This window comes from Pseudomonas sp. 06C 126 (genome assembly GCF_001855215.1).
GTDB lineage: Bacteria > Pseudomonadota > Gammaproteobacteria > Pseudomonadales > Pseudomonadaceae > Aquipseudomonas > Aquipseudomonas proteolytica.
This window is the reverse complement of record NZ_MIFU01000024.1, coordinates 19,618-45,892: the sequence shown is the minus strand read 5'-3', so window position 1 is coordinate 45,892 and position 26,275 is coordinate 19,618. Positions and strand designations below refer to the sequence as shown.

18 protein-coding genes are annotated in these 26,275 nt (G+C 59.7%); 6 read left to right on the top strand and 12 right to left on the bottom strand.

The window, feature by feature from the left end; translation table 11 throughout:
* Positions 1-6 precede the first annotated feature (6 nt).
* From infB to BHC62_RS04870, 6 genes are all read left to right on the top strand, one after another.
* Positions 7-2,529 (top strand): translation initiation factor IF-2, encoded by a 2,523-nt coding sequence (gene infB / locus BHC62_RS04895; RefSeq protein ID WP_029298975.1) that lies wholly within the window; start codon positions 7-9, stop codon positions 2,527-2,529.
* A gap of 159 nt (positions 2,530-2,688) precedes the next feature.
* Positions 2,689-3,084, top strand: coding sequence for a 30S ribosome-binding factor RbfA (gene rbfA, locus BHC62_RS04890; RefSeq protein WP_029298974.1), 396 nt, complete (start codon positions 2,689-2,691; stop codon positions 3,082-3,084).
* A 3-nt stretch (positions 3,085-3,087) separates the two neighbouring features.
* Positions 3,088-4,005, top strand: coding sequence for a tRNA pseudouridine(55) synthase TruB (truB, locus tag BHC62_RS04885; RefSeq protein ID WP_070994376.1), 918 nt, complete (start codon positions 3,088-3,090; stop codon positions 4,003-4,005).
* A gap of 115 nt (positions 4,006-4,120) precedes the next feature.
* The gene (rpsO, locus tag BHC62_RS04880) at positions 4,121-4,390 is read left to right on the top strand and encodes a 30S ribosomal protein S15 (RefSeq protein ID WP_003177875.1); all 270 of its coding nucleotides are present in this window, start codon (positions 4,121-4,123) and stop codon (positions 4,388-4,390) included.
* Positions 4,391-4,584: 194 nt separating this feature from the next.
* The gene (gene pnp / locus BHC62_RS04875; RefSeq protein WP_029298969.1) at positions 4,585-6,690 is read left to right on the top strand and encodes a polyribonucleotide nucleotidyltransferase; all 2,106 of its coding nucleotides are present in this window, start codon (positions 4,585-4,587) and stop codon (positions 6,688-6,690) included.
* A gap of 296 nt (positions 6,691-6,986) precedes the next feature.
* The gene (locus BHC62_RS04870) at positions 6,987-7,607 is read left to right on the top strand and encodes a BON domain-containing protein (protein WP_029298967.1); all 621 of its coding nucleotides are present in this window, start codon (positions 6,987-6,989) and stop codon (positions 7,605-7,607) included.
* Between the two features lie 288 nt (positions 7,608-7,895).
* Here the strand turns inward: BHC62_RS04870 and BHC62_RS04865 are convergent, their stop codons facing one another.
* From BHC62_RS04865 to BHC62_RS27955, 12 genes are all read right to left on the bottom strand, one after another.
* The gene (locus tag BHC62_RS04865) at positions 7,896-10,829 is read right to left on the bottom strand and encodes a DUF748 domain-containing protein (protein WP_070994375.1); all 2,934 of its coding nucleotides are present in this window, start codon (positions 10,827-10,829) and stop codon (positions 7,896-7,898) included.
* Between the two features lie 107 nt (positions 10,830-10,936).
* Positions 10,937-11,953, bottom strand: coding sequence for a class I SAM-dependent rRNA methyltransferase (locus tag BHC62_RS04860; RefSeq protein ID WP_070994374.1), 1,017 nt, complete (start codon positions 11,951-11,953; stop codon positions 10,937-10,939).
* 171 nt (positions 11,954-12,124) lie between these two features.
* Positions 12,125-12,994 (bottom strand): oxygenase MpaB family protein, encoded by an 870-nt coding sequence (locus BHC62_RS04855; protein WP_070994373.1) that lies wholly within the window; start codon positions 12,992-12,994, stop codon positions 12,125-12,127.
* 16 nt (positions 12,995-13,010) lie between these two features.
* Positions 13,011-14,948 carry an acetate--CoA ligase gene (gene acs, locus BHC62_RS04850; RefSeq protein ID WP_070994372.1) on the bottom strand — a complete coding sequence of 646 codons (1,938 nt, stop codon included), beginning with the start codon at positions 14,946-14,948 and terminating at the stop codon, positions 13,011-13,013.
* A 125-nt stretch (positions 14,949-15,073) separates the two neighbouring features.
* The gene (pgi, locus tag BHC62_RS04845) at positions 15,074-16,738 is read right to left on the bottom strand and encodes a glucose-6-phosphate isomerase (RefSeq protein WP_029298957.1); all 1,665 of its coding nucleotides are present in this window, start codon (positions 16,736-16,738) and stop codon (positions 15,074-15,076) included.
* A 348-nt stretch (positions 16,739-17,086) separates the two neighbouring features.
* The gene (panC, locus tag BHC62_RS04840) at positions 17,087-17,941 is read right to left on the bottom strand and encodes a pantoate--beta-alanine ligase (RefSeq protein ID WP_029298955.1); all 855 of its coding nucleotides are present in this window, start codon (positions 17,939-17,941) and stop codon (positions 17,087-17,089) included.
* Complete coding sequence (gene panB / locus BHC62_RS04835; protein WP_029298953.1) at positions 17,938-18,738, bottom strand: 3-methyl-2-oxobutanoate hydroxymethyltransferase; 801 nt, start codon at positions 18,736-18,738, stop codon at positions 17,938-17,940. Before panB ends, panC begins: the two co-directional genes overlap by 4 nt.
* Before the next feature lie 322 nt (positions 18,739-19,060).
* A complete protein-coding gene (gene folK, locus BHC62_RS04830; protein WP_070994371.1) occupies positions 19,061-19,543 on the bottom strand; it encodes a 2-amino-4-hydroxy-6-hydroxymethyldihydropteridine diphosphokinase in 483 nt (160 codons plus the stop codon).
* A gap of 5 nt (positions 19,544-19,548) precedes the next feature.
* Positions 19,549-20,946, bottom strand: coding sequence for a polynucleotide adenylyltransferase PcnB (locus BHC62_RS04825; RefSeq protein ID WP_029298948.1), 1,398 nt, complete (start codon positions 20,944-20,946; stop codon positions 19,549-19,551).
* A gap of 712 nt (positions 20,947-21,658) precedes the next feature.
* Complete coding sequence (locus BHC62_RS04820; RefSeq protein ID WP_070994370.1) at positions 21,659-23,086, bottom strand: sigma-54 dependent transcriptional regulator; 1,428 nt, start codon at positions 23,084-23,086, stop codon at positions 21,659-21,661.
* Positions 23,087-23,108: 22 nt separating this feature from the next.
* On the bottom strand, positions 23,109-26,063 hold the full coding sequence (locus BHC62_RS04815; RefSeq protein ID WP_176770965.1) for a sensor histidine kinase: 2,955 nt from the start codon (positions 26,061-26,063) through the stop codon (positions 23,109-23,111).
* Positions 26,047-26,223, bottom strand: a complete 177-nt coding sequence (locus tag BHC62_RS27955; RefSeq protein ID WP_003176118.1) for a hypothetical protein — start codon at positions 26,221-26,223, stop codon at positions 26,047-26,049. The genes BHC62_RS04815 and BHC62_RS27955 overlap by 17 nt, the downstream gene beginning before the upstream one ends.
* Positions 26,224-26,275: the final 52 nt, after the last annotated feature.

The window sequence follows — 26,275 nt, the reverse complement described above, 5'->3', positions numbered from 1 at the left end:
AAGTGCATGACGCAAGTCACGGTGAAACAACTGGCCGATGAGGTCAAAACACCGGTAGAGCGCCTGTTGCAGCAGATGCGTGAGGCAGGTCTGCCGCACACCGCCGCCGAGGAACATGTGAGCGACAGTGAGAAGCAATCGTTGCTGACTCACTTGAAAAGCAGCCACAAGGCGAAAGTGGAAGAACCGCGCAAGATTACATTGCAGCGCAAAACAACCAGCACCCTGCGGGTGGCTGGTAGCAAGAGCATCAGCGTTGAAGTACGTAAGAAGAAAGTCTTCGTACAGCGCAGCCCGGAAGAAATCGAAGCCGAGCGCAAACGCGAGATGGACGAACGTCGCGCAGTAGAAAATGCTGCACGTCAGAAGGCTGAAGAAGAAGCCAAGCGTCGCGCCGAAGAAGAAGCGCGTCGCCAGCCTGCTGCTGCGCAATCCGCTACTGATGCAGTCGCCGCTCCTGCAGCGCCTGTTGAAGCTGTGCGTGAGGCTGCTCCGGTTGCCGCTGCGCCAGCACCTGCTGCTGACGCTCGCAAGCGCGACGAACCTCGTCGTCCGGACAAGCCACGTGCCGACGATAACAATCGTCGCAGTGGTGGTGGCGATGGCGAGCGTAAAAACGCTCCGCATCGTGCCTCGGTCAAAGAGAAAGCGCCTGCTCCACGCGTTGCGCCACGTACTACCGACGAAGAAAGCGATGGCTTCCGTCGTGGTGGTCGCGGCAAGGCCAAGCTGAAGAAACGCAACGCCCACGGTTTCCAGAGCCCAACCGGCCCTGTCGTGCGTGATGTGCAGATCGGCGAGACCATCACTGTTGGCGATTTGGCCAATCAGATGTCGGTCAAGGCTGCTGAAATCATCAAGTTCATGTTCAAACTGGGTACTCCAGCGACCATCAACCAGGTGCTTGACCAGGAAACTGCTCAACTGGTAGCCGAAGAACTGGGCCACAAAGTGACCCTGGTCAGCGACACCGCCCTGGAAGACTCCCTGGCCGAGTCCCTTAAGTTTGAAGGCGAGACCTTCTCCCGTGCGCCAGTCGTGACCGTAATGGGCCACGTTGACCATGGTAAGACCTCGCTGCTCGACTACATCCGTCGTGCCAAGGTAGCTGCCGGCGAAGCCGGTGGTATCACCCAGCACATCGGTGCATACCACGTTGAAACCGAGCGCGGTATGGTCACCTTCCTTGACACCCCAGGTCACGCCGCGTTTACCGCAATGCGTGCCCGTGGTGCCAAGGCGACCGACATCGTGATCCTGGTAGTTGCAGCGGACGACGGCGTAATGCCGCAGACCATTGAAGCTGTCCAGCACGCCAAGGCCGCTGGTGTTCCACTGGTTGTTGCCGTGAACAAAATCGACAAGCCGGGCGCTGATCTTGATCGCATCCGTAGCGAACTGTCGGTTCACGGTGTGACTTCCGAAGAGTGGGGCGGTGATACGCCGTTCGTTTCGGTTTCGGCGAAGGTCGGTACTGGCGTAGACGAACTGCTCGAAGCTGTTCTGCTGCAAGCCGAAGTCCTGGAACTCAAGGCAACCCCATCGGCCCCGGGTCGTGGTGTTGTGGTTGAATCGCGTCTCGACAAAGGTCGTGGCCCGGTTGCTACCGTTCTGGTTCAAGACGGTACCCTGCGCCAAGGCGACATGGTGCTGGTCGGTTCGAACTATGGCCGTGTACGTGCCATGCTCGACGAGAACGGCAAGCCAATCAAGGAAGCGGGTCCATCCATCCCTGTCGAGATCCTCGGCCTGGACGGTACCCCGGACGCTGGCGACGAGATGAGCGTACTGTCGGACGAGAAGAAAGCCCGTGAAGTGGCTCTGTTCCGTCAAGGCAAGTTCCGCGAAGTCAAACTGGCCCGTGCTCACGCCGGCAAGCTGGAAAACATCTTCGAGAACATGGGCCAGGCAGAGAAGAAGACGCTCAACATCGTCCTCAAATCTGACGTCCGTGGTTCCCTCGAAGCGTTGAACGGCGCCTTGAACGGCCTGGGTAACGACGAAGTGCAAGTGCGTGTTGTCGGTGGCGGTGTCGGTGGTATCACCGAGTCCGACGCCAACCTGGCACTGGCTTCCAACGCTGTACTGTTCGGCTTCAACGTGCGTGCCGATGCTGGCGCACGGAAGATCGTCGAGCAGGAAGGCCTGGACATGCGTTACTACAACGTCATCTACGACATCATCGAAGACGTCAAGAAGGCCCTCACCGGCATGCTTGGCAGTGACGTCCGGGAAAATATCCTGGGTATCGCCGAAGTTCGTGACGTTTTCCGCTCGCCGAAGTTCGGCGCGATTGCCGGTTGCATGGTTATCGAAGGTACTGTGTACCGCAACCGTCCAATCCGTGTACTGCGTGAAGACATCGTTATCTTCGAAGGCGAGCTGGAATCCCTGCGCCGCTTCAAAGATGACGCTTCCGAAGTACGTGCCGGCATGGAATGTGGTATCGGCGTCAAGAGCTACAACGACGTCAAGCCTGGCGACAAGATCGAAGTTTACGAGAAGGTCCAGGTTGCTCGCAGCCTCTAACTCGCGCACTTCAGGAGCCACGCCGCGTGTGGGCATGCAAATGCCCCGCGCAGTGTCCGGACTCTAAACGCAACGCCCGGTCTGGCTTTTGTCAGGCCGGGCGTTTGCCGCTTTCAGACCCCACGGGTTTCACCGTGTGGCAGTAACAGGTAACAAGACATGGCAAAAGAATACAGCCGTACCCAACGTATCGGCGATCAGATGCAGCGCGAGCTGGCCCAACTGATCCGTCGTGAAGTCAAAGACCCGCGCGTTGGCCTGGTCACCATCACCGCTGTTGAAGTGAGCCGTGACGTTGGTCACGCGAAGATCTTCATCACCGTGATGGGCCAGGACAACAGTGAAGAGATCGCGCAAAGCATCAAGGTGCTCAACTCCGCCGCAGGTTTTTTGCGGATGCAGTTGGCCCGCGAGATGAAGCTGCGCAGCGTGCCGCAGTTGCACTTCCACTACGACGAAAGCGTCGTGCGTGGTGCGCATCTGTCGGCCCTGATCGAGCGTGCAGTGGCTGAAGACAATCAGCATCCGTCCACACCTGAAGACGCCAAGGAGTAAGCGGTGGCTCAGGTCAAACGTATCCGTCGTAACGTCAGCGGTATCATCCTGCTCGACAAGCCCATTGGCTTTACCTCCAATGCCGCTTTGCAGAAGGTCCGCTGGCTGCTCAATGCCGAGAAGGCGGGGCACACCGGTAGCCTTGATCCCCTGGCGACTGGCGTATTGCCATTGTGTTTCGGCGAGGCTACCAAGTTCTCCCAGTACCTGCTCGATTCGGACAAGGGTTACGAAACCCTGATGCAACTGGGCAAGACCACCACCACGGCCGATGCCGAAGGTGATGTTCTGCAGGTTCGCGACGTGACCGTTGGTCGTGCAGATATTGAGGCTGCCTTACCCGCTTTTCGTGGGCAAATCAGTCAGATACCGCCCATGTACTCGGCTCTCAAGCGTGATGGCCAGCCTCTTTACAAGCTGGCACGTGCGGGCGAAGTAGTGGAGCGCGAACCGCGTTCTGTTACTATTGCGCGCTTGGAATTGCTCGCCTGTGAAGGCGACACCGCCCGTTTGGCCGTGGACTGCAGCAAAGGCACCTATATCCGTACCCTGGTGGAAGATATTGGTGAACAACTCGGTTGCGGCGCGTACGTTGCAGAACTGCGACGTACACAGGCAGGCCCTTTCACCCTGGCCCAGACGGTCACGCTGGAAGAGTTGGAAGCCGTGCATGCCGAAGGCGGCAACGAAGCAGTTGATCGCTTCCTGATGCCATCGGACAGCGGTTTGCTGGATTGGCCATTGCTGCACTTCTCGGAGCACAGCGCGTTCTACTGGCTTAACGGCCAACCGGTACGCGCTCCGAATGCGCCGAAGTTCGGCATGGTGCGGGTACAAGATCACAACGGTCGCTTTATCGGTATCGGTGAAGTGAGCGAAGACGGGCGCATCGCGCCGCGTCGACTGATTCGGTCAGAATGACCGGACGAGGGTGGCTGTTAACAGGCACGGTCACTACTCATTTTTAGATACAGGGATTTGTCCCTGGCCTGTTGAAACTGCCCTTTGGGTGGTTTCCTGAAAAAAGGATTGCCTCATGGCTCTCGACGTTCAAGAAAAAGCACAAATCGTAGCTGACTATCAGCAAGCTGTTGGTGACACTGGTTCGCCAGAAGTGCAAGTTGCACTGCTGACCCACAACATCAACAAGCTGCAAGGTCACTTCAAGGCCAACGGTAAAGATCACCACTCCCGTCGTGGTCTGATCCGCATGGTAAACCAGCGCCGTAAGCTGCTGGACTACCTGAAAGGCAAGGATCTGGGTCGTTATCAGACTCTGATCGGTCGCCTGGGTCTGCGTCGCTAATCAGCGATTGCGCTAGAGGTTGGTTGTTTGCCGTGTGTCAGTGGGATTCCCGCTGGCCCATGGCAGGCTCCCAGCCTCAAGTTTTATCTGGATACACGTTTTACCCTGGACAAGGGTTGGGCCGATTCCCGACATTGCCCAAGAATTTCGCAAGAAGACAAGTTCCCCAAGAGCCACAAAGAAGGTAGGACACCGTGAACCCGGTAATCAAAAAATTCCAGTTCGGTCAGTCGACCGTTACCCTCGAGACAGGCCGTATCGCCCGTCAGGCCTCCGGCGCAGTGCTGGTCACCGTTGACGACGACGTCACCGTATTGGTGACCGTTGTTGGCGCCAAGACCGCTGACCCGAGCAAAGGCTTCTTCCCTCTGTCCGTTCACTACCAGGAAAAGACTTACGCTGCCGGTAAGATCCCTGGCGGTTTCTTCAAGCGCGAAGGCCGTCCTTCCGAGAAAGAAACCCTGACTTCCCGACTGATCGACCGTCCGATCCGTCCGCTGTTCCCAGAAGGCTTCATGAACGAAGTGCAGGTTGTCTGCACCGTCGTTTCCACCAGCAAGAAGACCGATCCGGACGTCGCTGCGATGATCGGTACTTCGGCGGCCCTGGCCATCTCCGGCATTCCGTTCGATGGCCCGATCGGCGCCGCTCGCGTTGCTTTCCACGAAAGCACCGGCTACCTGCTGAACCCGACTTACGAGCAGCAGAAAGCCTCGAGCCTGGACATGGTCGTTGCCGGTACTTCGGAAGCCGTTTTGATGGTTGAATCGGAAGCCAAAGAGCTGACCGAAGACCAGATGCTGGGCGCCGTGCTGTTTGCTCACGACGAGTTCCAGGTGGTGATCAACGCCGTTAAAGAACTGGCTGCCGAAGCTGCCAAGCCAACCTGGACCTGGGCTCCTCAGCCAGAAGCCACCGCACTGCTGGGCGCTATCCGCTCCGAGTTCGGCGCTGCTATCTCCGACGCCTACACCATCACTGTCAAGGCCGACCGTTACGCACGCCTGGGTGAGCTGAAGGACCAAGTCGTTGCCAAGCTGTCCGGCGAAGAAGGCCAGCCTTCTTCCAGCGAAGTCAAAGCAGCCTTCGGTGAAATCGAATACCGCACCGTTCGCGAAAACATCGTTAACGGCAAGCCACGTATCGACGGCCGTGACACCCGCACCGTGCGCCCGCTGAACATCGAAGTTGGCGTTCTGCCGAAGACTCACGGCTCGGCCCTGTTCACCCGTGGTGAAACCCAGGCCCTGGTTGTTGCGACCCTGGGTACTGCCCGTGACGCACAGCTGCTGGACACCCTGGAAGGCGAGAAAAAAGACCCCTTCATGCTGCACTACAACTTCCCTCCGTTCTCGGTGGGCGAGTGTGGTCGCATGGGCGGTGCTGGTCGTCGCGAAATCGGTCACGGCCGCCTGGCCCGTCGTTCGATTTCGGCCATGCTGCCGGCCGCCGACGTGTTCCCGTACACCATCCGTGTTGTATCGGAAATCACCGAGTCGAACGGTTCCAGCTCCATGGCTTCCGTCTGCGGTGCTTCCCTGGCACTGATGGACGCAGGTGTGCCGATGAAGGCGCCGGTTGCCGGTATCGCCATGGGCCTGGTTAAAGAAGGCGAGAAGTTCGCCATCCTGACCGACATCCTGGGTGACGAAGACCACCTGGGCGACATGGACTTCAAAGTAGCCGGTACCGCCAAAGGTGTTACCGCGCTGCAGATGGACATCAAGATCAAGGGCATCACCGAAGAGATCATGGAGATCGCCCTGGGCCAAGCCCTGGAAGCGCGCCTGAACATCCTCGGTCAGATGAACCAGATCATTGGTCAGTCCCGCACCGAGCTGTCGGAAAATGCTCCGACCATGATCGCGATGAAAATCGACACCGACAAAATCCGTGACGTTATCGGTAAAGGCGGCGCGACCATCCGTGCGATCTGTGAAGAAACCAAGGCCTCGATCGATATCGAAGACGACGGTTCGATCAAGATCTTCGGCGAAACCAAGGAAGCGGCTGAAGCAGCACGTCAGCGCGTACTGGGTATCACCGCTGAAGCCGAGATCGGCAAGATCTACGTCGGTAAGGTTGAGCGCATCGTCGACTTCGGCGCATTCGTCAACATCCTGCCTGGCAAGGATGGCCTGGTTCACATCTCCATGTTGAGCGACGCTCGCGTTGAGAAAGTGACCGACATTCTGAAAGAAGGCCAGGAAGTGGAAGTGCTGGTACTGGACGTGGACAACCGCGGCCGTATCAAGCTGTCCATCAAGGACGTAGCAGCAGCCAAGGCTTCGGGCGTTTAATCACTCCCAGGCTTCACGCTGAAAAAGAGGACTCTTCGGAGTCCTTTTTTTATGGCTTTGGGAAAGTGACGGTAAATCAGCCGTTTAGCCTAGGGCAAAAGCCGCAACTTGCATGCAGGCATGAAGGCCTTCATGCAAGTTGCACGATTTCGAAAAAGTCCTATTTTGTTAACTTGTTGTTTTATAAGGATTTATTTTAGTGTTTGGACTTGGCACACTGCCTGCAATATTCCTGTTAACGCTGCAGCATCAAGGTTCACACACTGCAGACTTTTAATAAAACAGGAGTTACTCGTATGAAGAAGTTCGCTCTCGCTACTGCTACGGCTCTGACCCTGGCCATGGGTGCTAACGTGGCCTTTGCCCAGACTTCCCAAGCTCCAATGACCCTGGCGGCCGGTGAAGCCACCAAGGCAAAAGAAAGCGTTTCGGATACTTGGATCACCACTAAAGTTAAGTCTGATCTGCTGACCGAAAAAGGCATTCCTGGTTCGGACATCAAGGTTGAAACCAACAAAGGTGTGGTTTCCCTGTCGTCGACTGTAGCCATTTCGGATTCGCAGAAAGCAACCGCTGTAGCGATCACCAAGAAAATCAAAGGTGTAACCGCGGTTTCTGCTGACGGCCTGCTGGCTGGCGGCGCTACCAAGGCAGACAACATCGACAAAACCAAAAGCGCAGCTGCAGGCGCCAAAGAGTCCACTTCCGATACCTGGATCACTACCAAAGTGAAAGCTGACCTGGTAACCGAGAAAGGCATTCCTGGTACCGATATCAAAGTCGAAACCAACAAGGGCGTAGTTTCCCTGTCCTCTTCGGTCGCTGTGACTGAAGCGCAGAAAACTACTGCGGTGAATATCACCAAGAAAATCAAAGGCGTTAAAGCTGTATCGGCCGACGGCCTGAAAGCAGAGTAACGCTTAACAACTCGACTGAACCCAGGCGGTCTAGAGCGAGGCAGATATCCGCTCAATGCACCTTACAGGTTCATGCGACCGACCACAGGGATGTGGTCACTACGGGCCCCGGCACTTGTGTCGGGGCCCGTTTTATTGTGGGTTGGAATTTATCTTTGCAGATTATGCAGAGCAAATGTAGGAGCTGGCTTGCCTGCGATGGCGGTGTATCAGCGGCAAATAGGCTGGCTGACCCACCGCCATCGCAGGCAAGCCAGCTCCCACACTTCAGATTTCTGGTGCCGGTAGTTACTCGGCATCCAGGTGCATTGGCGTGACAACCCGGCCATCTTTCTCGGCCTGCCCCAGGTTGGCATCGATGAAGTACACCCGGTCATCTTCCAACTGGCCCTTGTCGACCAGATAGTCCTTGATCGTACTGGCACGGTCCTGGCCCAGTTGGCGTAGCAGCACGTCGCTGCCGCTCCAGAATTTGATCACGCCGTCGCGCAGTTTCGCCGAGCGTTCATCGCTGCCCAGGTCTTTCCACTCAGCCGGTGGCTGTTGCTTCAAGCGGGTGCGATAGATGCCTTCGAGCAGCGGGGCTTTTTCCTTTTCAGGTACTACAAGCAACGACGCCTGGGCCGGGACTTTATCGCCGCGACGCTGGAGAATCTTGTAGTAGTTGTACTGATACTCGCGCTCAAGCCGCTCGGCCGCCAGGAACGGACCGTCGCTGCTGGCTGCCGCGGTGCCTTCGATCTCCAGGCGCAGCGCAGGGCGCTCCTTGAGGGCCTTGGCGAGGCTGTCCAGGGCCGACTCGGCGTCCTTGCTCAGTGCGCTGGAACCTGCGGCGAACGACACGTTGCCCAGATCCTGCGCGCCACCACCGGTTACCAGCCCGCCAATGAACTTGAACGGCGCCGTCGCCGCGCGTACCACCAGGTTGCGCAGGGTTTGCCAGACAATCGGCATCACGCTGAATTGCGGGTTGTTCAAGTCGCCAGTCACCGGCAATTCGATGGAGATCTTGCCGTCCGTGTCCTTGAGCAGGGCGATCGCCAGGCGAATCGGCAGGTCCACCGCATCTGCGCTATCGACTTTCTCGCCCAGTTGCAGTTGCTCCACTACCACCTTGTTCTCGGCCTTCAACTGGCCTTTGGTGATCACGTAGTGCAGATCGAGGTTGAGCCGGCCCTTACGGATACGGAACCCGGCAAATTTGCCGGAATACGGGGTCAGGGTAGTCAGCTCGACGCGTTTGAAGCTGGTGGCGATATCCAGGGCGGCCATCGGGTCAAACGGGTTCACGCTGCCCTTGATGGTCACTGGCGCATAGCGGTCGACCTTACCCTTGATATCGACGCTGGCCGGCTTGGCCTGGCGGCTGTCGATGGTACCGATCTGGCCATTGAGCTGCTGGATCGCTGTGGCGAAGTTCGGCGTGAGGCTGAAGTCGGCAAAGTTGGCCGAACCATCGTTGATCGCGATCTGGCCGATCCGGATACCCAAAGGCTTTTCGTTGCTCGCGCTGGATTTGGCGGTAGATTTGGCACCGCTGTCAGCCGGTTGCGGGATCAGCAGATCATCGACGTTGGTGGTGCGGTCGTCGTTGATCATAAAGCGCGCATAGGGTTGCAGCAGGTTGATCTTGTCGATCGACAGGCTGTTGCCGTGCTGGTAGTTCAAGCCTTCGACCACCAGGCGCTGCCACTTGAGGAAGTCGCGGGTCTTGAGGGTATCGAGGGTGTGCAACTGATCCACTTGCGCCCGTCCGGTGATCTGCAGTGCAAGGGGCTCGGTACTCTTGAGGTTCACGTCCAGGTTGCTGCCGAGCATGCCGCTACGCAGTTCCAGGCGGATAAACGGGCTGATATAGGATTGGGCAACCCGCAGGTCGATATCCTTGGTGTCGACTTTCAGCTTGGCGCTGACCGGGTTCAGGTTGACCTGGCCGCTCGCCTGGAGCTTGCCCTGCTTGCCCAGGCCACTGTCGATCTTCAAGGTGAAGGGGCTTTGATTGAGGCTGTCGAAGTCTTGTACATCGACATTCAGCGGGCCCAGTTCCAGTGCCACAGCAGGTTTTACCTGGCGATCAGCCAAGTGCACCTGGTAGTTGCGCAGTTGCACGTCCTTGAGCAGTACTTGCCAAGGCTTGCTCGGTGCTGTGGGGGCGGGTTCCGGCGAATCGGCTGTAGCGGGCGCCGTGGCTGGCTCGGGCTTGGTGGCCGGCTTGCTCGGCTGGCTGGCGAACAGTTTCTGCCAGTCCAGTTGGCCGTCGGCTTCGCGGGCGGCCCAGGTTTCGAGCTTGTTACTGCGGATCTTGCCAACGATCACTTGCTGCTTGGCCAGGTCGATCGAGGTTTCGCTGACATCCAGGCGTTCCAGGCGCGCCAGGGGCCGCCCATCCGGGGCCTTGATCGCGAACGGCGCGATGCTCGCGGAGACGTTGGTCAGGTTCAGCTCGGTTTCTTTGGCCAGGTTCAGCTTGTAGTCGGTGCTGAAGTTGAGGATGCCGTCTTCCAGGACCAGCGGCAGGGCGTCCCGTACGTAGGGCCACCAGACCTTCATTTTGCCATCGGTGACCTTGAGCTTACCTTCGGAGGTGATCGGTACCAGGCTGAAATTGCCGGTCCAGTCGATCTGACCGCCTTCGGGGCCGGCGGCGACCAGGGTCATGTCGGCATTGTCTTCGGGCAGGGTGCTGAGGTTTTTCAGCTCAAAGTCGAGTTTGTCGTAGAGGAACTCGATAGGCTCGCTGGGGCGCACGTCTTCAAAGTGCACGTAGCCGTCGGCCAGCTTGATGCGTTCGATACGCAGCGGGAACGGTTTGCTGTCGGGGTCATCGGGGGTTGGTTCGCTCGGCGGTACTTTGAACAGTTGCGCCAGGTTGAGCGTGCCGGCTTTGTCGAAGAGAATTTCGGTCCTGGGCTTGTCCAGCTGCACATCGGCCAGGTGCAGGGCGCGTGTCCAGAGGCTGTCGATCTGCAGGTTGGCGTAGAGGCGCTCAAAACCCACTTGTTCCTTGCCGGGCTCGCCGATCTTCAGGCCCCAGAGGGTCAGCTCCAGGCTGAACGGGTTGAGCTCGATACGCTCGATACGGGCCGGTACCGTGGCGTAGTTGGCCAACTGCTGGTTGGCCACGCGAAGCGCAATACCGGGCAGAATCAGGAAGCCCAGCAAGCTGTAGAGTGCAAGGGCGGTCAGCAAGGCGCCTGCGGCGCGAATCAATCCTTTGGACATGGGTGACGCCATCTATATCAATCAGGAGTGCCTTGGAGTATGGCACGGGTTTGCGGTTCCGAAGAACCGCGCCTTTATTACGCCAGGCCAAGCCTTTCAGGACAATCCTACAGTTGCAGGATCAAGGTCTTCAGTGGGGGCTGTTGGTCTTGTGAGGGAAAGTCAGCGCCGGGTGTCATCACTTTCCAGTCGCGTACAGGTCGGCCGGCCTTTTCAGCGCAGCGCAAGACCTGTTCGCGCCAGTCGTCCATGCTGACTTTTGCCAGGTTGTTGCAGCAGATCAGCACGCCATCTTGTGCGGTGGCCAGCAATGCCGGCTTGAGCAGGCTCTGGTAGTCACGCAGCAAGTCCACGGTCCCAAAGGCGCTCTTGGCCCAGGCCGGCGGGTCGAGCAGCACCAGGTCATATTGACGTGGTTCCAGGCGCGGGTAGCTCGGCAGTTTTTGCCCGCGACGCTGGGTGATCGGCAGCCCGGCCAGTTGGCGGATGGCCGGAAAGTAATCGGACTGTACAAACGTCATGGGCGGCAATTGTGGGTTCAGGTCGCCGTTTTCGCGGCCGACTGCCAGGTTGCCCTCGGCAAAATCCAGGTTGCACACCTCACGGGCCCCACCAGCCGCTGCGCTGAGACCGACGCCGCAGGTGTACGCAAACAGGTTAAGTACGCTTTTGCCGGCACTGTGGGCCTTGACCCAGCCGCGGGTGTTGCGCAGGTCCAGGAACAGCAGCGGGTCCTGCCCGGAGTGGCGGCCGCGCACCCGATAGTTCAGGCCCCATTCATGGCCGACCAGGTCTTCCAGGGCGGCGGGCTCGGCGCGGTATACGGTGTCTTCGCGGTCGATACGCGAGTTGCCTCGGGAGCGGTCGTTATAGACCAGCAACAATTCAAGCCCCAGGTACTGGTTGATCATCAGGTGCAATTGCAGCAGTGCATCGCTGTCCAGCGCCTGGTGAAAGCTCTGCACCATCAATTGCGGGCCGTAGCGGTCGATGGTCAAGCCGCCGGCGCCTTCCTGGCTGCCATGGAATAACCGATAGCAATCGGTGCCTTGGGCATGCAGCTCGGCGAACAGGTCTTGGCGGTGATCGAGGGCGGCGCGCAGCGCCTGATTCAGGGACGACATGGAGCGCGCCTTGCTGGGGAATTTAAGCGCGCAAGTTTAACAGCTCCTGTGGGTCCCGGCTTTTACAGGAGCGGGCTTGCCCGCGAAAAACTCGACATCGCCGCGTTTCTTCAGGCGTGTTGCGTCAGCGTTGACGATTTTCGCTGGCAAACCCGCTCCTACAAAGCTGCGTTACAGCAGGCCCATGCGCCTGTGGGCGCGCTGCACCGAGCCGTTGCGCATTGCCCAGCGCAGCAGTGGCGCGCTGCGCCTGACCCCAGTGCGGATCAGTTGGCGTTGCAGTGGGCTTTGTTGTTGGCCAAGCATGTCGTTGGCCCAGTCCGGAAGCAGATCAATACCCGCTTGCATCATCAGCGCGCCAAACGGCTTGGCCAGGGTGCTGGGTGCCGGGGCGTTGAGCAGCAGGCGCAGCACTTCACGGCTGCGTTCGTCACACAGCAGTTGTGGGCGAATCCGCTGCAGATAATCCGAAATTTCCTGCCGTGAGCGCGGCACATGCCGAGCTCCCAGCTGTTCGGCGATCAGGGCTATTTCGCTGTAGTAGCGGTCTTGATCCCTGGGCGATAAATCCGGGTTTTTGTAGCGCAGGTGCGCCGCGAGAAAGCTGCTGACTTCGGCGACGTGGACCCAGGTCAGTAATTCGGGATCGCTAGCCGAATAAGGACGCCCGTCAGGCGCATGCCCGACCACTTGCAGGTGGATGGTGCGCACCTTTTCGATCAGCCATGATGCGTCGCGGCGCGAGCCAAAGGTGGTACCGGAAATAAACTGCGAAGTGCGGCGCAAACGCCCGAGCATGTCCTGGCGAAAATTCGAATGGTCCCAGACCCCGGCCAACGCCAGGGGATGCAGCGCCTGCAACATCAAGGCGCTGATGCCACCGATCAGCATGCTGCTGAAGTCACCATGGACCTTCCAGCTTACCGAGTCCGGCCCGAACAGCCCTGGGTCGCCCTTGGGGCTCTCCAGGTCCAGGTTACCCAGGGACAGGCCCGTCAGGCTCATCAACTGGGATTCGATACGGTTGCGCAGAAATTCCATGGTGGCTTGGGGGTTCCTATCGGTTCAGGCGTTTGTCGATCAGGCCGTCGACCACGCTCGGATCGGCCAGGGTCGAGGTATCGCCCAGGCTGTCCAGCTCATTGCAAGCGATCTTGCGCAGGATACGTCGCATGATCTTGCCTGAACGGGTTTTGGGCAAGGCCGGCGCCCATTGGATCAGCTCGGGCTTGGCGAAACTACCGATTTCCTTGCTGACCAGTTCCAAGAGGTGCTTTTTCAGCTCGTCGCTGGGCTCGACGCCATTCATCGGCGTGACAAACGCATAGATGCCCTGGCCCTTGAGGTCATGGGGATAGCCGACGACGGCGGCCTCGGCCACCTTGTCATGCAGCACCAGCGCGCTTTCCACCTCGGCGGTGCCGATGCGATGGCCGGACACGTTGATCACATCATCGATACGCCCGGTGATCCAGTAGTCGCCATCCTCGTCGCGCCGCGCGCCGTCGCCGGTAAAGTAGTAGCCGGGGTAGGGCTTGAAGTAGGTATCGATCATCCGCTGTGGGTCGCCATACACGCTGCGGATCTGCCCCGGCCAACTGGACTTGATCGCCAGGACGCCACTGCCGGCGCCGTTGATTTCCTTACCCTGTTCGTCGAGCAATACCGGCTGCACCCCAAACATCGGTTGGGTGGCGCAGCCAGGCTTGATGCGCTGGGCGCTGACCAGCGGGCTGAGCATGATGCCGCCGGTTTCGGTCTGCCACCAGGTATCGACAATCGGGCAGCGCTGTTCGCCGACGGCATTGAAATACCACTCCCAGGCTTCCGGGTTGATCGGCTCGCCGACACTGCCGAGCAACCTCAGGCTGGCCCGGGATGTGTTCTCCAGCGGACCATGGCCCTCACGCATCAGGGCCCGCAAGGCGGTGGGCGCGGTGTAGAAGATATTCACCTGATGCTTGTCGATCACCTGCCAGAAGCGCGAGCTGTCCGGGTAACTCGGCACGCCCTCGAACATCAGGGAGGTGGCGCCATTGGCCAGTGGCCCGTACACGATATAGCTATGGCCAGTGACCCAGCCGACGTCGGCGGTGCACCAGAACACCTCGCCCTCGCGGTAGTCGAGCACGTACTTGAAGGTCATTGCCGCTTGCAGCAGGTAGCCACCGGTGGTGTGCAACACGCCTTTGGGCTTGCCGGTGCTGCCGGAGGTATAGAGGATAAACAGCGGGTCTTCGGCATCCATTGCCTCGGGCGGGCATTCGCCGCTGACCGCGTCAACAGCCTGTTGATACTTGAGGTCGCGCCCCTCGGTCCAGGCCACGGCAGCGCCCGTGCGTTCCACCACCAGTACCGTCGTGACATTTGGGCAACTGGCCAAGGCCTTGTCGACATTCTGTTTCAGCGCCACGGGCCTGCCGCCGCGCACGCCTTCATCGGCAGTGATCACCGTGCGGCAGTCGGCATCCAGAATGCGGTCGCGCAAGGCATCCGGTGAGAACCCGCCAAACACCACCGAGTGCACCGCGCCAATCCGCGTACAGGCCAGCATCGCGTAAGCGGCCTCGGGAATCATCGGCATGTAGATACACACCCGATCGCCTTTCTTCACCCCACGGCTTTTCAGCACATTGGCCAGGCGGCTGACGTTTTGATGAAGTTGGCGGTAGGTGATTTTGGAAGATTTTGCAGGATCGTCGCTTTCCCAGATAAAGGCCGGCTGATCGGCACGTTGCGCCAGGTGCCGGTCAATGCAGTTGTAGCTGACGTTCAGCTGGCCGCCGGCAAACCACTGGGCGGCGCCGGTGTGGATATCGCAGTGCTGGACGGTCTGCCAGGGCGTGATCCAGTCGAGCAAGGCTTTGGCCTGTTCGGCCCAGAAGATATCGGGGTGATCGATGGATTGACGATAGAGGCGCTGATAGTCCTCTTGGCCCAGTTGTGCGGCACGGCGCACGGCATCGGCATGGGGAAACTGGCTGATATCGAACATAAGGGATCCCTCTTCTTGTTATAGATACAAGAGCTCAAGGCTGACCCTTGTGCAGGAGCTGGCAAGCCAGTTCCTACACAAGGGCGCTTGTGCAGGTTCAATCCCTGATTGTAGTGCCGATCACTTCAACCGCGGTGACGACCACGGAAGTAGTTGATCAGGCCCTGGGTCGAGGCATCTTCGGCCGAGGTTTCCTCAGCGCCTGTCAGGCGGTTGTAGACGCCTTTGCCCAGCTCCTTGCCCAGCTCAACGCCCCATTGGTCAAAAGCGTTGATGCCCCAGATAACGCTCTGCACGAACACCTTGTGCTCATACATCGCCACCAGTGCGCCGAGGCGGCGCGGGCTGATCCGTTCGACCACCAGGGTGTTGCTCGGGCGGTTGCCAGGGATGACTTTGTGTGGCGCCAGTTTCTGTACTTCTTCCTCGGCCATGCCTTTGTCACGCAGCTCGGCTTCGGCTTCGCTGCGGGTCTTGCCGAGCATCAGCGCCTGGCTCTGGGACAGGCAGTTGGCATACAGCCACTGGTGATGGTCGGAGACCGGGTTGAAGCTGACGATCGGCACAATGAAGTCGGCCGGGATCAGTTGGGTGCCCTGGTGCAGCAACTGGTGGTAAGCGTGCTGGCCGTTGCAGCCCACGCCGCCCCAGATCACCGGGCCCGTGTCGACCGCAACCGGCTTGCCGTCCTGGCGCACGCTTTTGCCGTTGGATTCCATGTCCAGTTGTTGCAGGTGCTTGGTGATGTTGCGCAGGTAGTGGTCGTACGGCAGGATCGCATGGCTCTGTGCGCCCCAGAAATTGCCGTACCACACACCCAGCAGGCCCAGCAGCACAGGCATATTCTGCTCGAATGGGGTGTTCTGGAAGTGCTGGTCCATGGAGTAGGCGCCAGACAGCAGTTCTTTGAAGTTGGACATGCCAATCGCCAGGGCGATTGGCAAGCCGATGGCCGACCACAGCGAGTAACGGCCGCCGACCCAGTCCCACATCGGGAAGATATTCTCTTCACGGATACCGAAGGCCACGGCCGCCGCGTTGTTGCTCGACACGGCGATGAAGTGGCGATACAGCTCGGCTTCCGAGCCACCCTGGGCCAGGTACCAGGCGCGGGCGGCCTGGGCGTTTTTCAGGGTTTCGAGGGTGTTGAAGGATTTCGACGAGACAATAAACAGCGTGGTCTCGGCGCGCAGCTTCTGGGTGAGTTCGTGGAACTCACTGCCATCGATATTCGCCAGGTAATGGCAGCGCACACCTTTGTGGGCGTAGGACAACAGCGCTTCAGAGACCAGCTCCGGGCCGAGGAACGAGCCACCGATGCCGATGTTGACCACGTCGGTGATCGGCTTTTCGGTGTAGCCGCGCCACAGGCCATCATGGATGCGGCCCACCAGATCGGTGATCTGGTTCAGCACCTTGTGCACGTCGGGCATGATGTTGGTGCCGTTGACCGACAGCTTGTCGCCCACCGGGCGGCGCAGTGCAGTGTGCAGCGCCGGACGACCTTCCGAAGAGTTGACCGGCTCGCCGTCGAACAGCGCCTTGATCGCGCCTTTGAGATCGACTTCGTTGGCCAGGCCCACCAGCAGGTCGCGTGTTTCAGGGGTAATCAGGTTTTTCGAGTAATCGAGGAACAGCCCGCAGCTGCTCAAAGTGAACTGGGTAAAGCGCTGGGGATCGGCATTGAACGCTTCGCGCATGCTGAAATCCTGCATGGCCTGGCGATGTTGATTGAGCGCTTGCCAAGCGGGCAGAGCGGTAACGTCATGGGGAGTGCGGTAGTACGCCATCGCTGCGGGTTTCCTTTTTATTGCTGGGACTGCCTTTAGGACACTTCTAAACCCGGAACGTCCAGTCTTGTATCAAGGATTGGGTTCCAGACAGCGCTAACTATAACGCCGGGCGATTACATTAAACCTAGCGTGTCGATATGTCTTGGCTTTGTCTGTGCAGAGGCCGGTACTTTTTTATACCGGGGCCTGAGGGGCGCTACAAAACCACTGTGGGAGCCGCTTTGTATGGGAGCGGGCTTGCCCGCGATTGCAGACTGTCAGTCGATGCATTTGTCGCTGACCCACCGCCTTCGCGGGCAAGCCCGCTCCCACACAAGCCTTTCCTACAGTGGAGTATCGCCAGGATCAGGCGGGTAGCGTGAGGTGCAGGTTGTCGATCAGCCGGGTCGCGCCCAGGTAAGCGGCAACGAGGATCACCACATCACGATCCTCGACAGTTGCAGGGCGCAGGTGCTGGCCCTGGCGAACTTCCAGGTAGTCCATCCGCAGGCCGGCGGCCTCGATGTGCTGGATCTGTTCGGCGCGCAGTTTGGCAAAGTCGCGGTCGCCGGCTTGGATCGCGGTGGCGATCTGGCAGAGGCTGCGGTACAGCACCGGGGCGATGGCGCGCTGTTCTTCGCTCAGGTAGCCGTTGCGCGAGGACAGCGCGAGGCCGTCCTCGGCGCGCACGGTGGGCTCGCCGATGATCTGGATCGGCATGTTCAGGTCGCGCACCATGGCGCGGATCACCGCCAGTTGCTGATAGTCCTTTTGCCCGAATACCGCCAGGTCAGGCTGGACCATGTTGAACAACTTGCTCACCACGGTCGCCACACCCTCGAAGTGGCCCGGACGGCTGGCGCCGCACAGGCCTTCGGACAATTGCGGCACGCTGACTCGGGTCTGCACGGTCATGCCGCCGGGGTACATCTCGTCAACCGTAGGGGCAAATAGTAGGTTGCAGCCTGCCACCAGCAGCTTTTCCTGGTCGGCGGCGAGGGTGCGTGGGTACTTGTCCAGGTCTTCGCCGGCGCCAAACTGCAGTGGGTTGACGAAAATGCTCGCCACCACGAAGTCGGCTTGCTCGGCGGCGCGGGTTACCAGCGTAGCGTGGCCGGCATGCAGGTTGCCCATGGTGGGCACGAAGCCGATGCGCTTGCCGGCGCTACGCGCGTGAGTGACGGCGGCTCGCAGTTCGCGCAGGGTTTTGACGGTGTTCATGCAGAGAATCCGTGTTCGATGCCTGGGAAGGTAACGGCTTTGACTTCGGCGACATAGGCGCTCAGTGCAGCCTGGATGTTGTCCTGGCCGGCCATGAAGTTCTTCACGAATTTTGGTGCGCGGCCAGTGAGGTTCAGGCCCAGCATATCGTGCAGTACCAGGACCTGGCCGTCAGTCGCGCTGCCCGCACCAATGCCGATCACCGGGATTTTCACCGCCTGGGTGATTTCTTGCGCCAGTTCGCTTGGCACGCATTCGAGTACGATCATCGCGGCGCCAGCCTGCTCCAGGGCGATGGCATCGGCACGCATCTGCCGCGCCTGGGCTTCATTGCGGCCCTGGACCTTGTAGCCACCGAGGATGTTCACCGACTGTGGGGTGAGGCCCATATGCGCGCATACCGGCACGCCGCGTTCAGCCAACAGGCGGATCGACTCGGCGAGCCACACGGCACCTTCCACTTTGATCATATGTGCCCCGGCCTGCATCAGCTTGCCGGCGTTCTGGAACGTCTGCTCCAGCGTTGCGTAACCCATGAACGGCAGGTCGGCGATGATGAACGCGCCCTCGTTACCGCGCTTGACGCTGGCGGTGTGGTAGGCGAGCTCATCGGTGGTGACGGGGAGGGTGCTGTCATTCCCTTGAAGAACCATGCCCAGGGAGTCGCCTACCAGTAACACCTCGACGCCGGCCTGGCAGCAGGCCTGGGCGAACGTGGCGTCATAGCAGGTCAGCATGGCGATTTTTTCACCTTTGAGTTTGAGGCTCTGCAAGGTGGTCAGGGTAATGTCTGGCATGAAAAGGGTCCTCGTTCAGGCGCTTGGAAACAGCGAGTAACGCGCGTGAGTCTTCGTTTATACAGGCGCACTTTCTTCAGAGCAGTGCTTATAAGGCCTGGATTGCGCCCTTCAGCGCCGGGTTGGCGGCAGCGGGACGCCTATAGTCGTGAGGAGGACTCGGGAAGTCAATTGGATGTGTTACCGCATTGTTACGAGCGGGGTGTTACCGCTGTTACTGATGCGATTGTAGGAGCGAGCTTGCTCGCGAAGAACATCTAGACAACGCGTTTAATCAGGCCGCCTGCATTTATATTGACGATTTTCGCGAGCAAGCTCGCTCCTACAACCGCAGGCGTTCGAGGCCGACGAACGGGCATTCGGCGAGCACGTCGCTGAGTAGGCGGCCGTCAGGCAGTTTTAAAGTGGAGGGCGCCAATTCGGCAAGTGGATAGAGCACAAAAGCCCTTAGATGCATCTGGTAATGAGGCACCTTGAGGCGCGGCTCGTCGATCAGGCGATCACCAAACAGCAGGATATCCAGGTCCAGGGTGCGTGGCCCCCAGCGCTCAAGGCGTTCGCGGCCCTGATCGTTTTCGATGGCCTGCAGCGCATCCAGCAGTGCCAGCGGCGCAAGCGTGCTGTCCAGCGCCGCCACGGCATTGGTGTAGCGCGGTTGGCCGCTAAGCAGGGAATCACTTTGATAGAAGGCAGAAACACCCGCGAAGGTGGTGTTCGGCAATTGCGCCAACGCCTTGAGGGCGTCGCGCAACTGCTGCTGCGGGGCAGCAAGGTTGCTGCCCATACCGATGTAGATACGCTCCACCGTGCTTATTCGCCAGAGGTGTCGGCGGCACTGCGCTTGCGTTTGCTGCCACTGCTGCGGCGGCGTTTCTTCGGCCCGTCGCCAGTGGCTTCGCCTTTGCTGCTGAGCTCACGGATCATCTCGCGACGTTCGCTGTCATTGGCGTCCTGGTAGTCGGTCCACCATTCGCCCAGGCCATCGGTCTGCTCGCCGGCGCTTTCGCGCAGCAGTAGGAAGTCATAGCCGGCACGGAAGCGCGGGTTGTCCAGCAGCAGGTCGGCACGTTTGCCACTGCGGCGTGGCAGGCGCTCCTGCATGTCCCAGATCTCGCGGATCGGCATGGTGAAACGCTTGGGGATCGCGATGCGCTGGCACTGTTCAGCGATCAGTTCGTGGGCGGCTTCCTGCATCGCTGGAATTGGCGGCATGCCACGGTTCTGCAGGCGCAGCACTCGGGCTGGCAACGCAGGCCAGAGCAGGGCGGCAAACAGGAAGGCCGGGGTCACCGGTTTGTTCTGTTTGATCCTAAGGTCAGTGTTGATCAAGGCTTCACTGATCAGGGTGTGGGTGTACGTCGGGTTGTGCTCCAGTGCATCGGCGCTGGCCGGGAACAGTGGGTCGAACAACTGCAGGTCCACCAGCATTTCGAACGTGTCGGCGGCATGCCCGGACAGGAACAGCTTGAGCACTTCTTCGAACAGGCGCGCCGAGGGGATTTCCCGCAGCATCGGAGCCAGTTCGCGAATCGGCGCGGCTGTGTGTTTCTCGATACCGAAGTTCAGCTTGGCGGCAAACCGCACGGCCCGCAGCATGCGCACCGGGTCTTCCTGGTAGCGCTGCGTGGGGTCGCCGATCAGGCGGATCAGGTGATTGCGGATATCGTGCACGCCGTTGGCGTAATCGAGGATGCGCTCGCTGACCGGATCGTAATAGAGGGCATTGATGGTGAAGTCGCGACGTTGCGCGTCTTCTTCCAGGGTGCCGTAAACATTGTCCCGCAGGATGCGTCCGCTTTCGTTGCGGGAAGATTGGTTGCTGTCTTCCTCTTCATCGTTTTGCGGGTGGCCCGCGCGGAAGGTCGCGACCTCGATGATCTCGCGACCAAAGTGGATATGCACCAATTTGAAGCGCCGGCCGATGATCCGCGCGTTGCGAAACTCGGCACGCACTTGTTCAGGCGTGGCGCTAGTGGCGACGTCAAAATCCTTTGGGGTGATGTTGAGCAACATGTCGCGCACGCAACCGCCGACCAGGTAGGCCTGGTAGCCAGCGTTCTGCAGGCGTTCGACGATGTTCACCGCATAACGGCTGAACTGGGCGCGCTGCAGCGAATGTTGATTGCTGTTGAGCACTTCAGGCGTGCTGCGAATGTGTTGCGTACGACGCAAGGGGGAACGGAATGACTGGAACAACTTCTTCAGCATGGGATGCACTGTTTGAAGGAATGTTCGGCCATAACGAAGAATGACCGCATGATGGGCCGGGATTCTAGCATTTAGTCAGGGGATGGTGTAGGAACTAGCTGCAAGCCGTGAGCCAGATGCTTAAATGAGGCCGGTTGACGCTCAAATTGCAGAAACTACAAGGGGAGCCGAAGCTCCCCCAGAAAGTAGTTGCGTGCTCTATTTTTATTATTGATTTCGGGCTTCTTGTTTTTGTTGATCGCCCTCGTCATGAGATTTGACCTTCATGACACTCCCAATCGGGAGTCAAGAGCAAACGGATTGCTTTGGTCGCTGTGTTGCGATGATCAATGATCCAACCAGTTCAGGCTCTGCCTTAGGGCAGTTTTTGTTGTTCTCGGCCTGGTTGCGGGGCAAGCCCCAAATGCAACGCCTCTCCAAAAGAATCAGTTAGCTGCGCCTCCGCCGTGTTGTTTTTATTGTGCGTGAGTCGATTCGTCTTATTTTTATTGTGTGTGTACGGTGCTTTTTATTGTTCTTGTACTAAGCATATAGCAGGGTGCGTGCCAACTTTTGCAAACCCCAGCAAAACAAGGGGTTTGGTCGGATCTGGTGGGTTTGGCGGGCATAAAAAAGCCGGGGCTTCGTTACCGTAAGCCCCGGCTTTTTGTTACGTGAATATCTGAGGTAACAGTTTTTTCACGTTTGGGGTGTTACCCCATGTGAGTTGGCCTCAGCTTTCGCTGGCAACCCCGGTCTTGCGCCTTGGAATGCCCAGGCGCTGGCGCCGCTCCCACAGGCATTTGCGGCTGACGCCCAGTTTGCGCGCCAGTTCGGTCTCGGTCATGTGGTCCTGGTGTTCCAGGACGAAGTGCTGGAAGTAGTCTTCCAGGGACAAGTCTTCCGTGGGCTCGTGGCTGGTGTTACTGCCGCCCTGTTGGGGGGCCAGGCCAATGAAGTCGTCATCGTCCAGGTCGCTCAGTTCGATGTCGATGCCCAACAGCTCTGCGGAGATCTGCGGGCTTTCCGAAAGGATTACCGCGCGTTCCACGGCGTTTTCCAGCTCGCGCACGTTGCCTGGCCACGAATAGTGGCGGATGGCCTGTTCGGCGTCGGCCGCAAACGTCAGGTCGGTACGGTTGACCCGTGCGCTCTGGCGCAACAGGAACGCATTGGCAATCTCGTTGACGTCGGCGCCGCGTTCACGCAAGGCCGGCAGCTTGAGGGCGATCACGTGCAGGCGGTAGTACAGGTCTTCGCGGAACTGGCCGATCTTGGCCAGGCTTTTCAGGTCGCGGTGAGTCGCGGCGATCAGGCGCACATCGACTTTTTGCGACTGGACCGAGCCCACCCGACGAATCTCGCCTTCCTGCAACACTCGCAGCAGGCGCGCCTGGGCTTCGAGAGGCAGTTCACCGATTTCGTCGAGGAACAGCGTGCCGCCGTCCGCCGCTTCTACCAGGCCTGCGCGTCCGGCGCTGGCACCGGTAAAGGCACCTTTCTCATGGCCGAACAGTTCGGACTCGATCAGGGATTCAGGGATTGCCGCGCAGTTCACCGAAATCATCGGCGCCTTGGCACGCTTGGACAGGTTGTGCAGGGCACGGGCCACCAACTCCTTGCCGGTACCGGACTCGCCCTGGATCAATACATTGGAGTCAGTGGGCGCAACCTTGCGGATCTTGACGTACAGGTCCTGCATGGGTGGGCAGGAGCCGATGATGCCGATTTCGCCATTGCTGTTGTCGACCCCGGGCTTGTCGCTGGCGGCCTTGCCGACCGGCCGTTCCGCCGGGGCACTGCTGGCCGATTGACGATCACGCAGGATGCGAGCCACCGCCTGGAGCATTTCGTCGTGATCGAAAGGCTTGGCGATGTAGTCCACCGCGCCCATCTTCATCGAGTCGACGGCGGAGCGCAGGCTGGCGTAGCTGGTCATGATCAGCACCGGCGTGCCCTGGCCCAGCTTGATCAGTTCGGTGCCGGGTGCGCCAGGCAGGCGCAGGTCACTGACGATCAGGTCAAAGGTGGGAATGCTGAAACGCTCCTGGGCTTCCTGCACCGAGCCGGCTTCGCTGACCTGGTACTGATTACGTTCAAGCAGGCGACGCAAGGCAGAGCGGATAATGGTTTCGTCTTCGACGATCAAAATGTGCGGCATTGATTCAATTCTCTCGACGGTCTCAGTTCACAGCGGACGTCGCTTCGACATGACGCGGCAAGGTCACCCGAATACGGGTGCCGCGTTGGCTTTCGGTGTCAGCCGGGCTGTCGATGGTGATTTGTCCATAATGCTCTTCAACGATGGAATAGACCAGTGCAAGGCCCAGACCGGTACCTTCACCAGGGTCCTTGGTGGTGAAGAAGGGTTCGAACAATCGGTCCATGATGTTCTGTGGAATACCGCTGCCTTCGTCCTCCACGATCAAGTCGACCGTGTGCTCGAAAGCCTCGCTCTTGACCCTTACCGCACTGCCGGCGGGTGTCGCGTCGCGGGCATTGGACAGCAGGTTGATCAGCACCTGGGCCAGGCGTTGTGAGTCGCCGATCACCCAGTGTTCCGGATCGCACAAGTTATAGAACTGTACTTCGAAATTGCGCCGGTTCAAGGCCAGCAGCCCAATGGCATCCTGGGCGACTTCGGCCAGGCACACGGCTTCATCGTGATTCTGGTGGCCGCCGGCATGGGCAAAGCTCATCAGCGATTGCACGATGCGCGAGACGCGTTTGGTCTGTTCGAAGATCTGCCCGCTGATTTCGGTGATTTCGTCGTCCTCTTCGCGCTCTTCGCGCAGGTTCTGCGCCAGGCACGCGATACCGGTGATCGGATTGCCAATCTCGTGGGCCACCCCGGCCGCCAGGCGCCCGATACTGGCCAGGCGCTCGGAGTGCACCAGTTTGTCTTCGAGCATTTGGGTTTCGGTCAGGTCTTCGACCAGCAATACCAGGCCACTGTTACCGGGGGCCAGGGGCTCGTCGATCGCCGCTTTGTGCAGGTTCAGCCAGCGCGTCTGGCCGTCGAGGGCCAGATGCTGTTTGTGCAAGTGTTCGTCCGGCAGGTTGATAAAGCCCTGCAGCAGTTCCTTCCACGGATCGGCGATGGTGGTCAGGCGCGAGCCCACCACGCGTTGGGCGGCGATGCCGGTCAGCTCTTCCATGGCCTTGTTCCACATCAGGATTTCCTGGTCCTTGGCCAGGGAGCAGACGCCCATGGGCAGTTCCTGCAGGGTCTGGCGGTGGTAGCGGCGCAGGGCGTCGAGTTCGGCGGCAAGGCCGGTGAGGCGCGAGTGGTAGTCCTCCAGCCGGCTCTCGATGAAGTGGATATCTTCGGTGACATAGTTTTCGCCGCCGGCCTTGTAGGGCAGGAAAGTCTCCACCATGTCCTGGGACACGCTGGGACCCATCAACCCCGACAGGTTGGCCTCGATGCGGTCGCGCAGGCGGCGCAGGGCATAAGGGCGGCGCTCATCGAAGGGCAGGTACAGATCGCGCAGTGCCTGCTCCACTTCCTTTTGTGCGGCCTTGGCGCCCAGGGGCTTGGCCAGTTGGGTGGCGAACTCCTGGGGCGATGCCGCATGCAGTTCACGGCGTTGCGGGCGGCGCACGTTATCCACTGCGCAGGCTTCGGCAGCGCTGGTTTCTTCGGGGCTGGCGTTGGTGAACAGGGAAATCAGGGTGAACATCAGCACGTTGGCCGCCAGCGAGGCGATGGCAGCCATGTGCCAACTGGTGTCATCCAGCACGTAGATCATGTTCAGCAGCGGGATATAGAAGCCCTGCAGATTACCGACCAGCGGCAGCAGCATAGTCACCAGCCACACCAGGATCCCCGCCAGCAGCCCGGCGATGAACCCGCGTCGATTGGCGGTCGGCCAGTACAGCACCGACAGAACCCCCGGCAAGAACTGCAAGGTGGCGACGAAGGCCACGATTCCGAGGTTGGCCAGGTCCTGCTCGGCCGCCATCAGCAGGTAGAAGCCATAGCCGGCCATGATGATGGCTACGATCAGCGCGCGGCGTGTCCATTTCAGCCAGCGGTAGATGTTGCCTTCGGCAGGCGGCTGGTACAGCGGCAGCACCAGGTGATTGAGGGCCATGCCCGACAGCGCCAGGGTGGTGACAATGATCAAGCCACTGGCCGCCGATAAGCCGCCGACGTAGGCCAGCAATGCCAGGGACTTACTGTTGGCCGCGATGCCGATACCGAGGGTGAAATATTCCGGGTTGGTGGTGGCCCCCAGTTTCAGGCCGGCCCAGAGGATCAGCGGTACTGCCAGGCTCATCAGCAGCAGGAACAGCGGCAAGCCCCAACTGGCGCTGACCAGCGAGCGCGGGTTGAGGTTCTCGGTAAAGGTCATGTGGTACATGTGCGGCATGACGATGGCGGAGGCAAAGAACACCAGCAACAGCGTGCGCCATGGGCCTTCTTGCAGGGGGGTGTGCAGGGCGGCGAGGGCGGTCTGGTTTTGCAGCAGCCACAGCTCGAGTTGTTGCGGGCCGTCGAACACCCCGTACAGCGCGTACAGACCCACGCCACCGATGGCGATCAGCTTGATCACCGACTCGAAGGCAATCGCAAACACCAAGCCTTCGTGTTTTTCCCGGGTGGCGATATGCCGCGAGCCAAAAAAAATCGTGAACAGGGTAATCAGCGCACAAAAGCTCAGGGCCACCCGATGTTGCACCGGTTCATGGGTGAGGATGCTGATGGAGTCAGCCACGGCCTGGATTTGCAGGGCCAGCAGCGGTAGTACGCCGATCAGCATGAAAATGGTGGTCAGCGCGCCGGCCCAGGTGCTGCGAAAGCGGAACGCAAACAGGTCGGCCAACGACGACAACTGGTAGGTGCGGGTGATCTTCAGGATCGGGTACAGCAATACCGGCGCCAGCAGGAAGGCCCCGGATACCCCGAGGTAGCTGGAAAGAAACCCATAACCGTACTGGTAGGCCAGGCCCACCGTGCCATAGAACGCCCAGGCGCTGGCATACACGCCCAGCGACAAGGTGTAGGTCAGCGGGTGGCGAATGATCGCCCGCGGGATCATTCCACGCTCACTGATCCAGGCCACCCCGAACAGCGCCGCCAGGTAGGCGGCGCTGATCAGCAGCATCTGGGTCAGGCTAAAGCTCATCGGCATCTTTTTGGCTCTGCAGGATAAAGGTCACGACGATCAGGATCAGCCACAGCAGATAGGGGCGATACCAGGCGCCCGTGGCGTCGATCCACCAGTCCATGATGGCGGGAGAAAACAGGTAGATCCCGACGACCAACAGCAGGACCAAGCGATAGATGTACATGTTGGCCTCTGATTGAAAAACTGCGGCGATGTTAACGGATGGCTGGCAGGCT

Bases quoted from the DNA above. Each gene is read 5' to 3' on its own strand.
- BHC62_RS27955 (WP_003176118.1), bottom strand. From the start codon at position 26,223: ATGTACATCTATCGCTTGGTCCTGCTGTTGGTCGTCGGGATCTACCTG.
- BHC62_RS04825 (WP_029298948.1), bottom strand. From the start codon at position 20,946: ATGCTGAAGAAGTTGTTCCAGTCATTCCGTTCCCCCTTGCGTCGTACG.
- panC (WP_029298955.1), bottom strand. From the start codon at position 17,941: ATGAACACCGTCAAAACCCTGCGCGAACTGCGAGCCGCCGTCACTCAC.
- panB (WP_029298953.1), bottom strand. From the start codon at position 18,738: ATGCCAGACATTACCCTGACCACCTTGCAGAGCCTCAAACTCAAAGGT.
- BHC62_RS04870 (WP_029298967.1), top strand. From the start codon at position 6,987: ATGAAGAAGTTCGCTCTCGCTACTGCTACGGCTCTGACCCTGGCCATG.
- BHC62_RS04860 (WP_070994374.1), bottom strand. From the start codon at position 11,953: ATGTCGTCCCTGAATCAGGCGCTGCGCGCCGCCCTCGATCACCGCCAA.
- rbfA (WP_029298974.1), top strand. From the start codon at position 2,689: ATGGCAAAAGAATACAGCCGTACCCAACGTATCGGCGATCAGATGCAG.
- pgi (WP_029298957.1), bottom strand. From the start codon at position 16,738: ATGGCGTACTACCGCACTCCCCATGACGTTACCGCTCTGCCCGCTTGG.
- acs (WP_070994372.1), bottom strand. From the start codon at position 14,948: ATGTTCGATATCAGCCAGTTTCCCCATGCCGATGCCGTGCGCCGTGCC.
- BHC62_RS04865 (WP_070994375.1), bottom strand. From the start codon at position 10,829: ATGTCCAAAGGATTGATTCGCGCCGCAGGCGCCTTGCTGACCGCCCTT.
- rpsO (WP_003177875.1), top strand. From the start codon at position 4,121: ATGGCTCTCGACGTTCAAGAAAAAGCACAAATCGTAGCTGACTATCAG.
- BHC62_RS04820 (WP_070994370.1), bottom strand. From the start codon at position 23,086: ATGCCGCACATTTTGATCGTCGAAGACGAAACCATTATCCGCTCTGCC.
- infB (WP_029298975.1), top strand. From the start codon at position 7: ATGACGCAAGTCACGGTGAAACAACTGGCCGATGAGGTCAAAACACCG.
- BHC62_RS04855 (WP_070994373.1), bottom strand. From the start codon at position 12,994: ATGGAATTTCTGCGCAACCGTATCGAATCCCAGTTGATGAGCCTGACG.
- BHC62_RS04815 (WP_176770965.1), bottom strand. From the start codon at position 26,063: ATGCCGATGAGCTTTAGCCTGACCCAGATGCTGCTGATCAGCGCCGCC.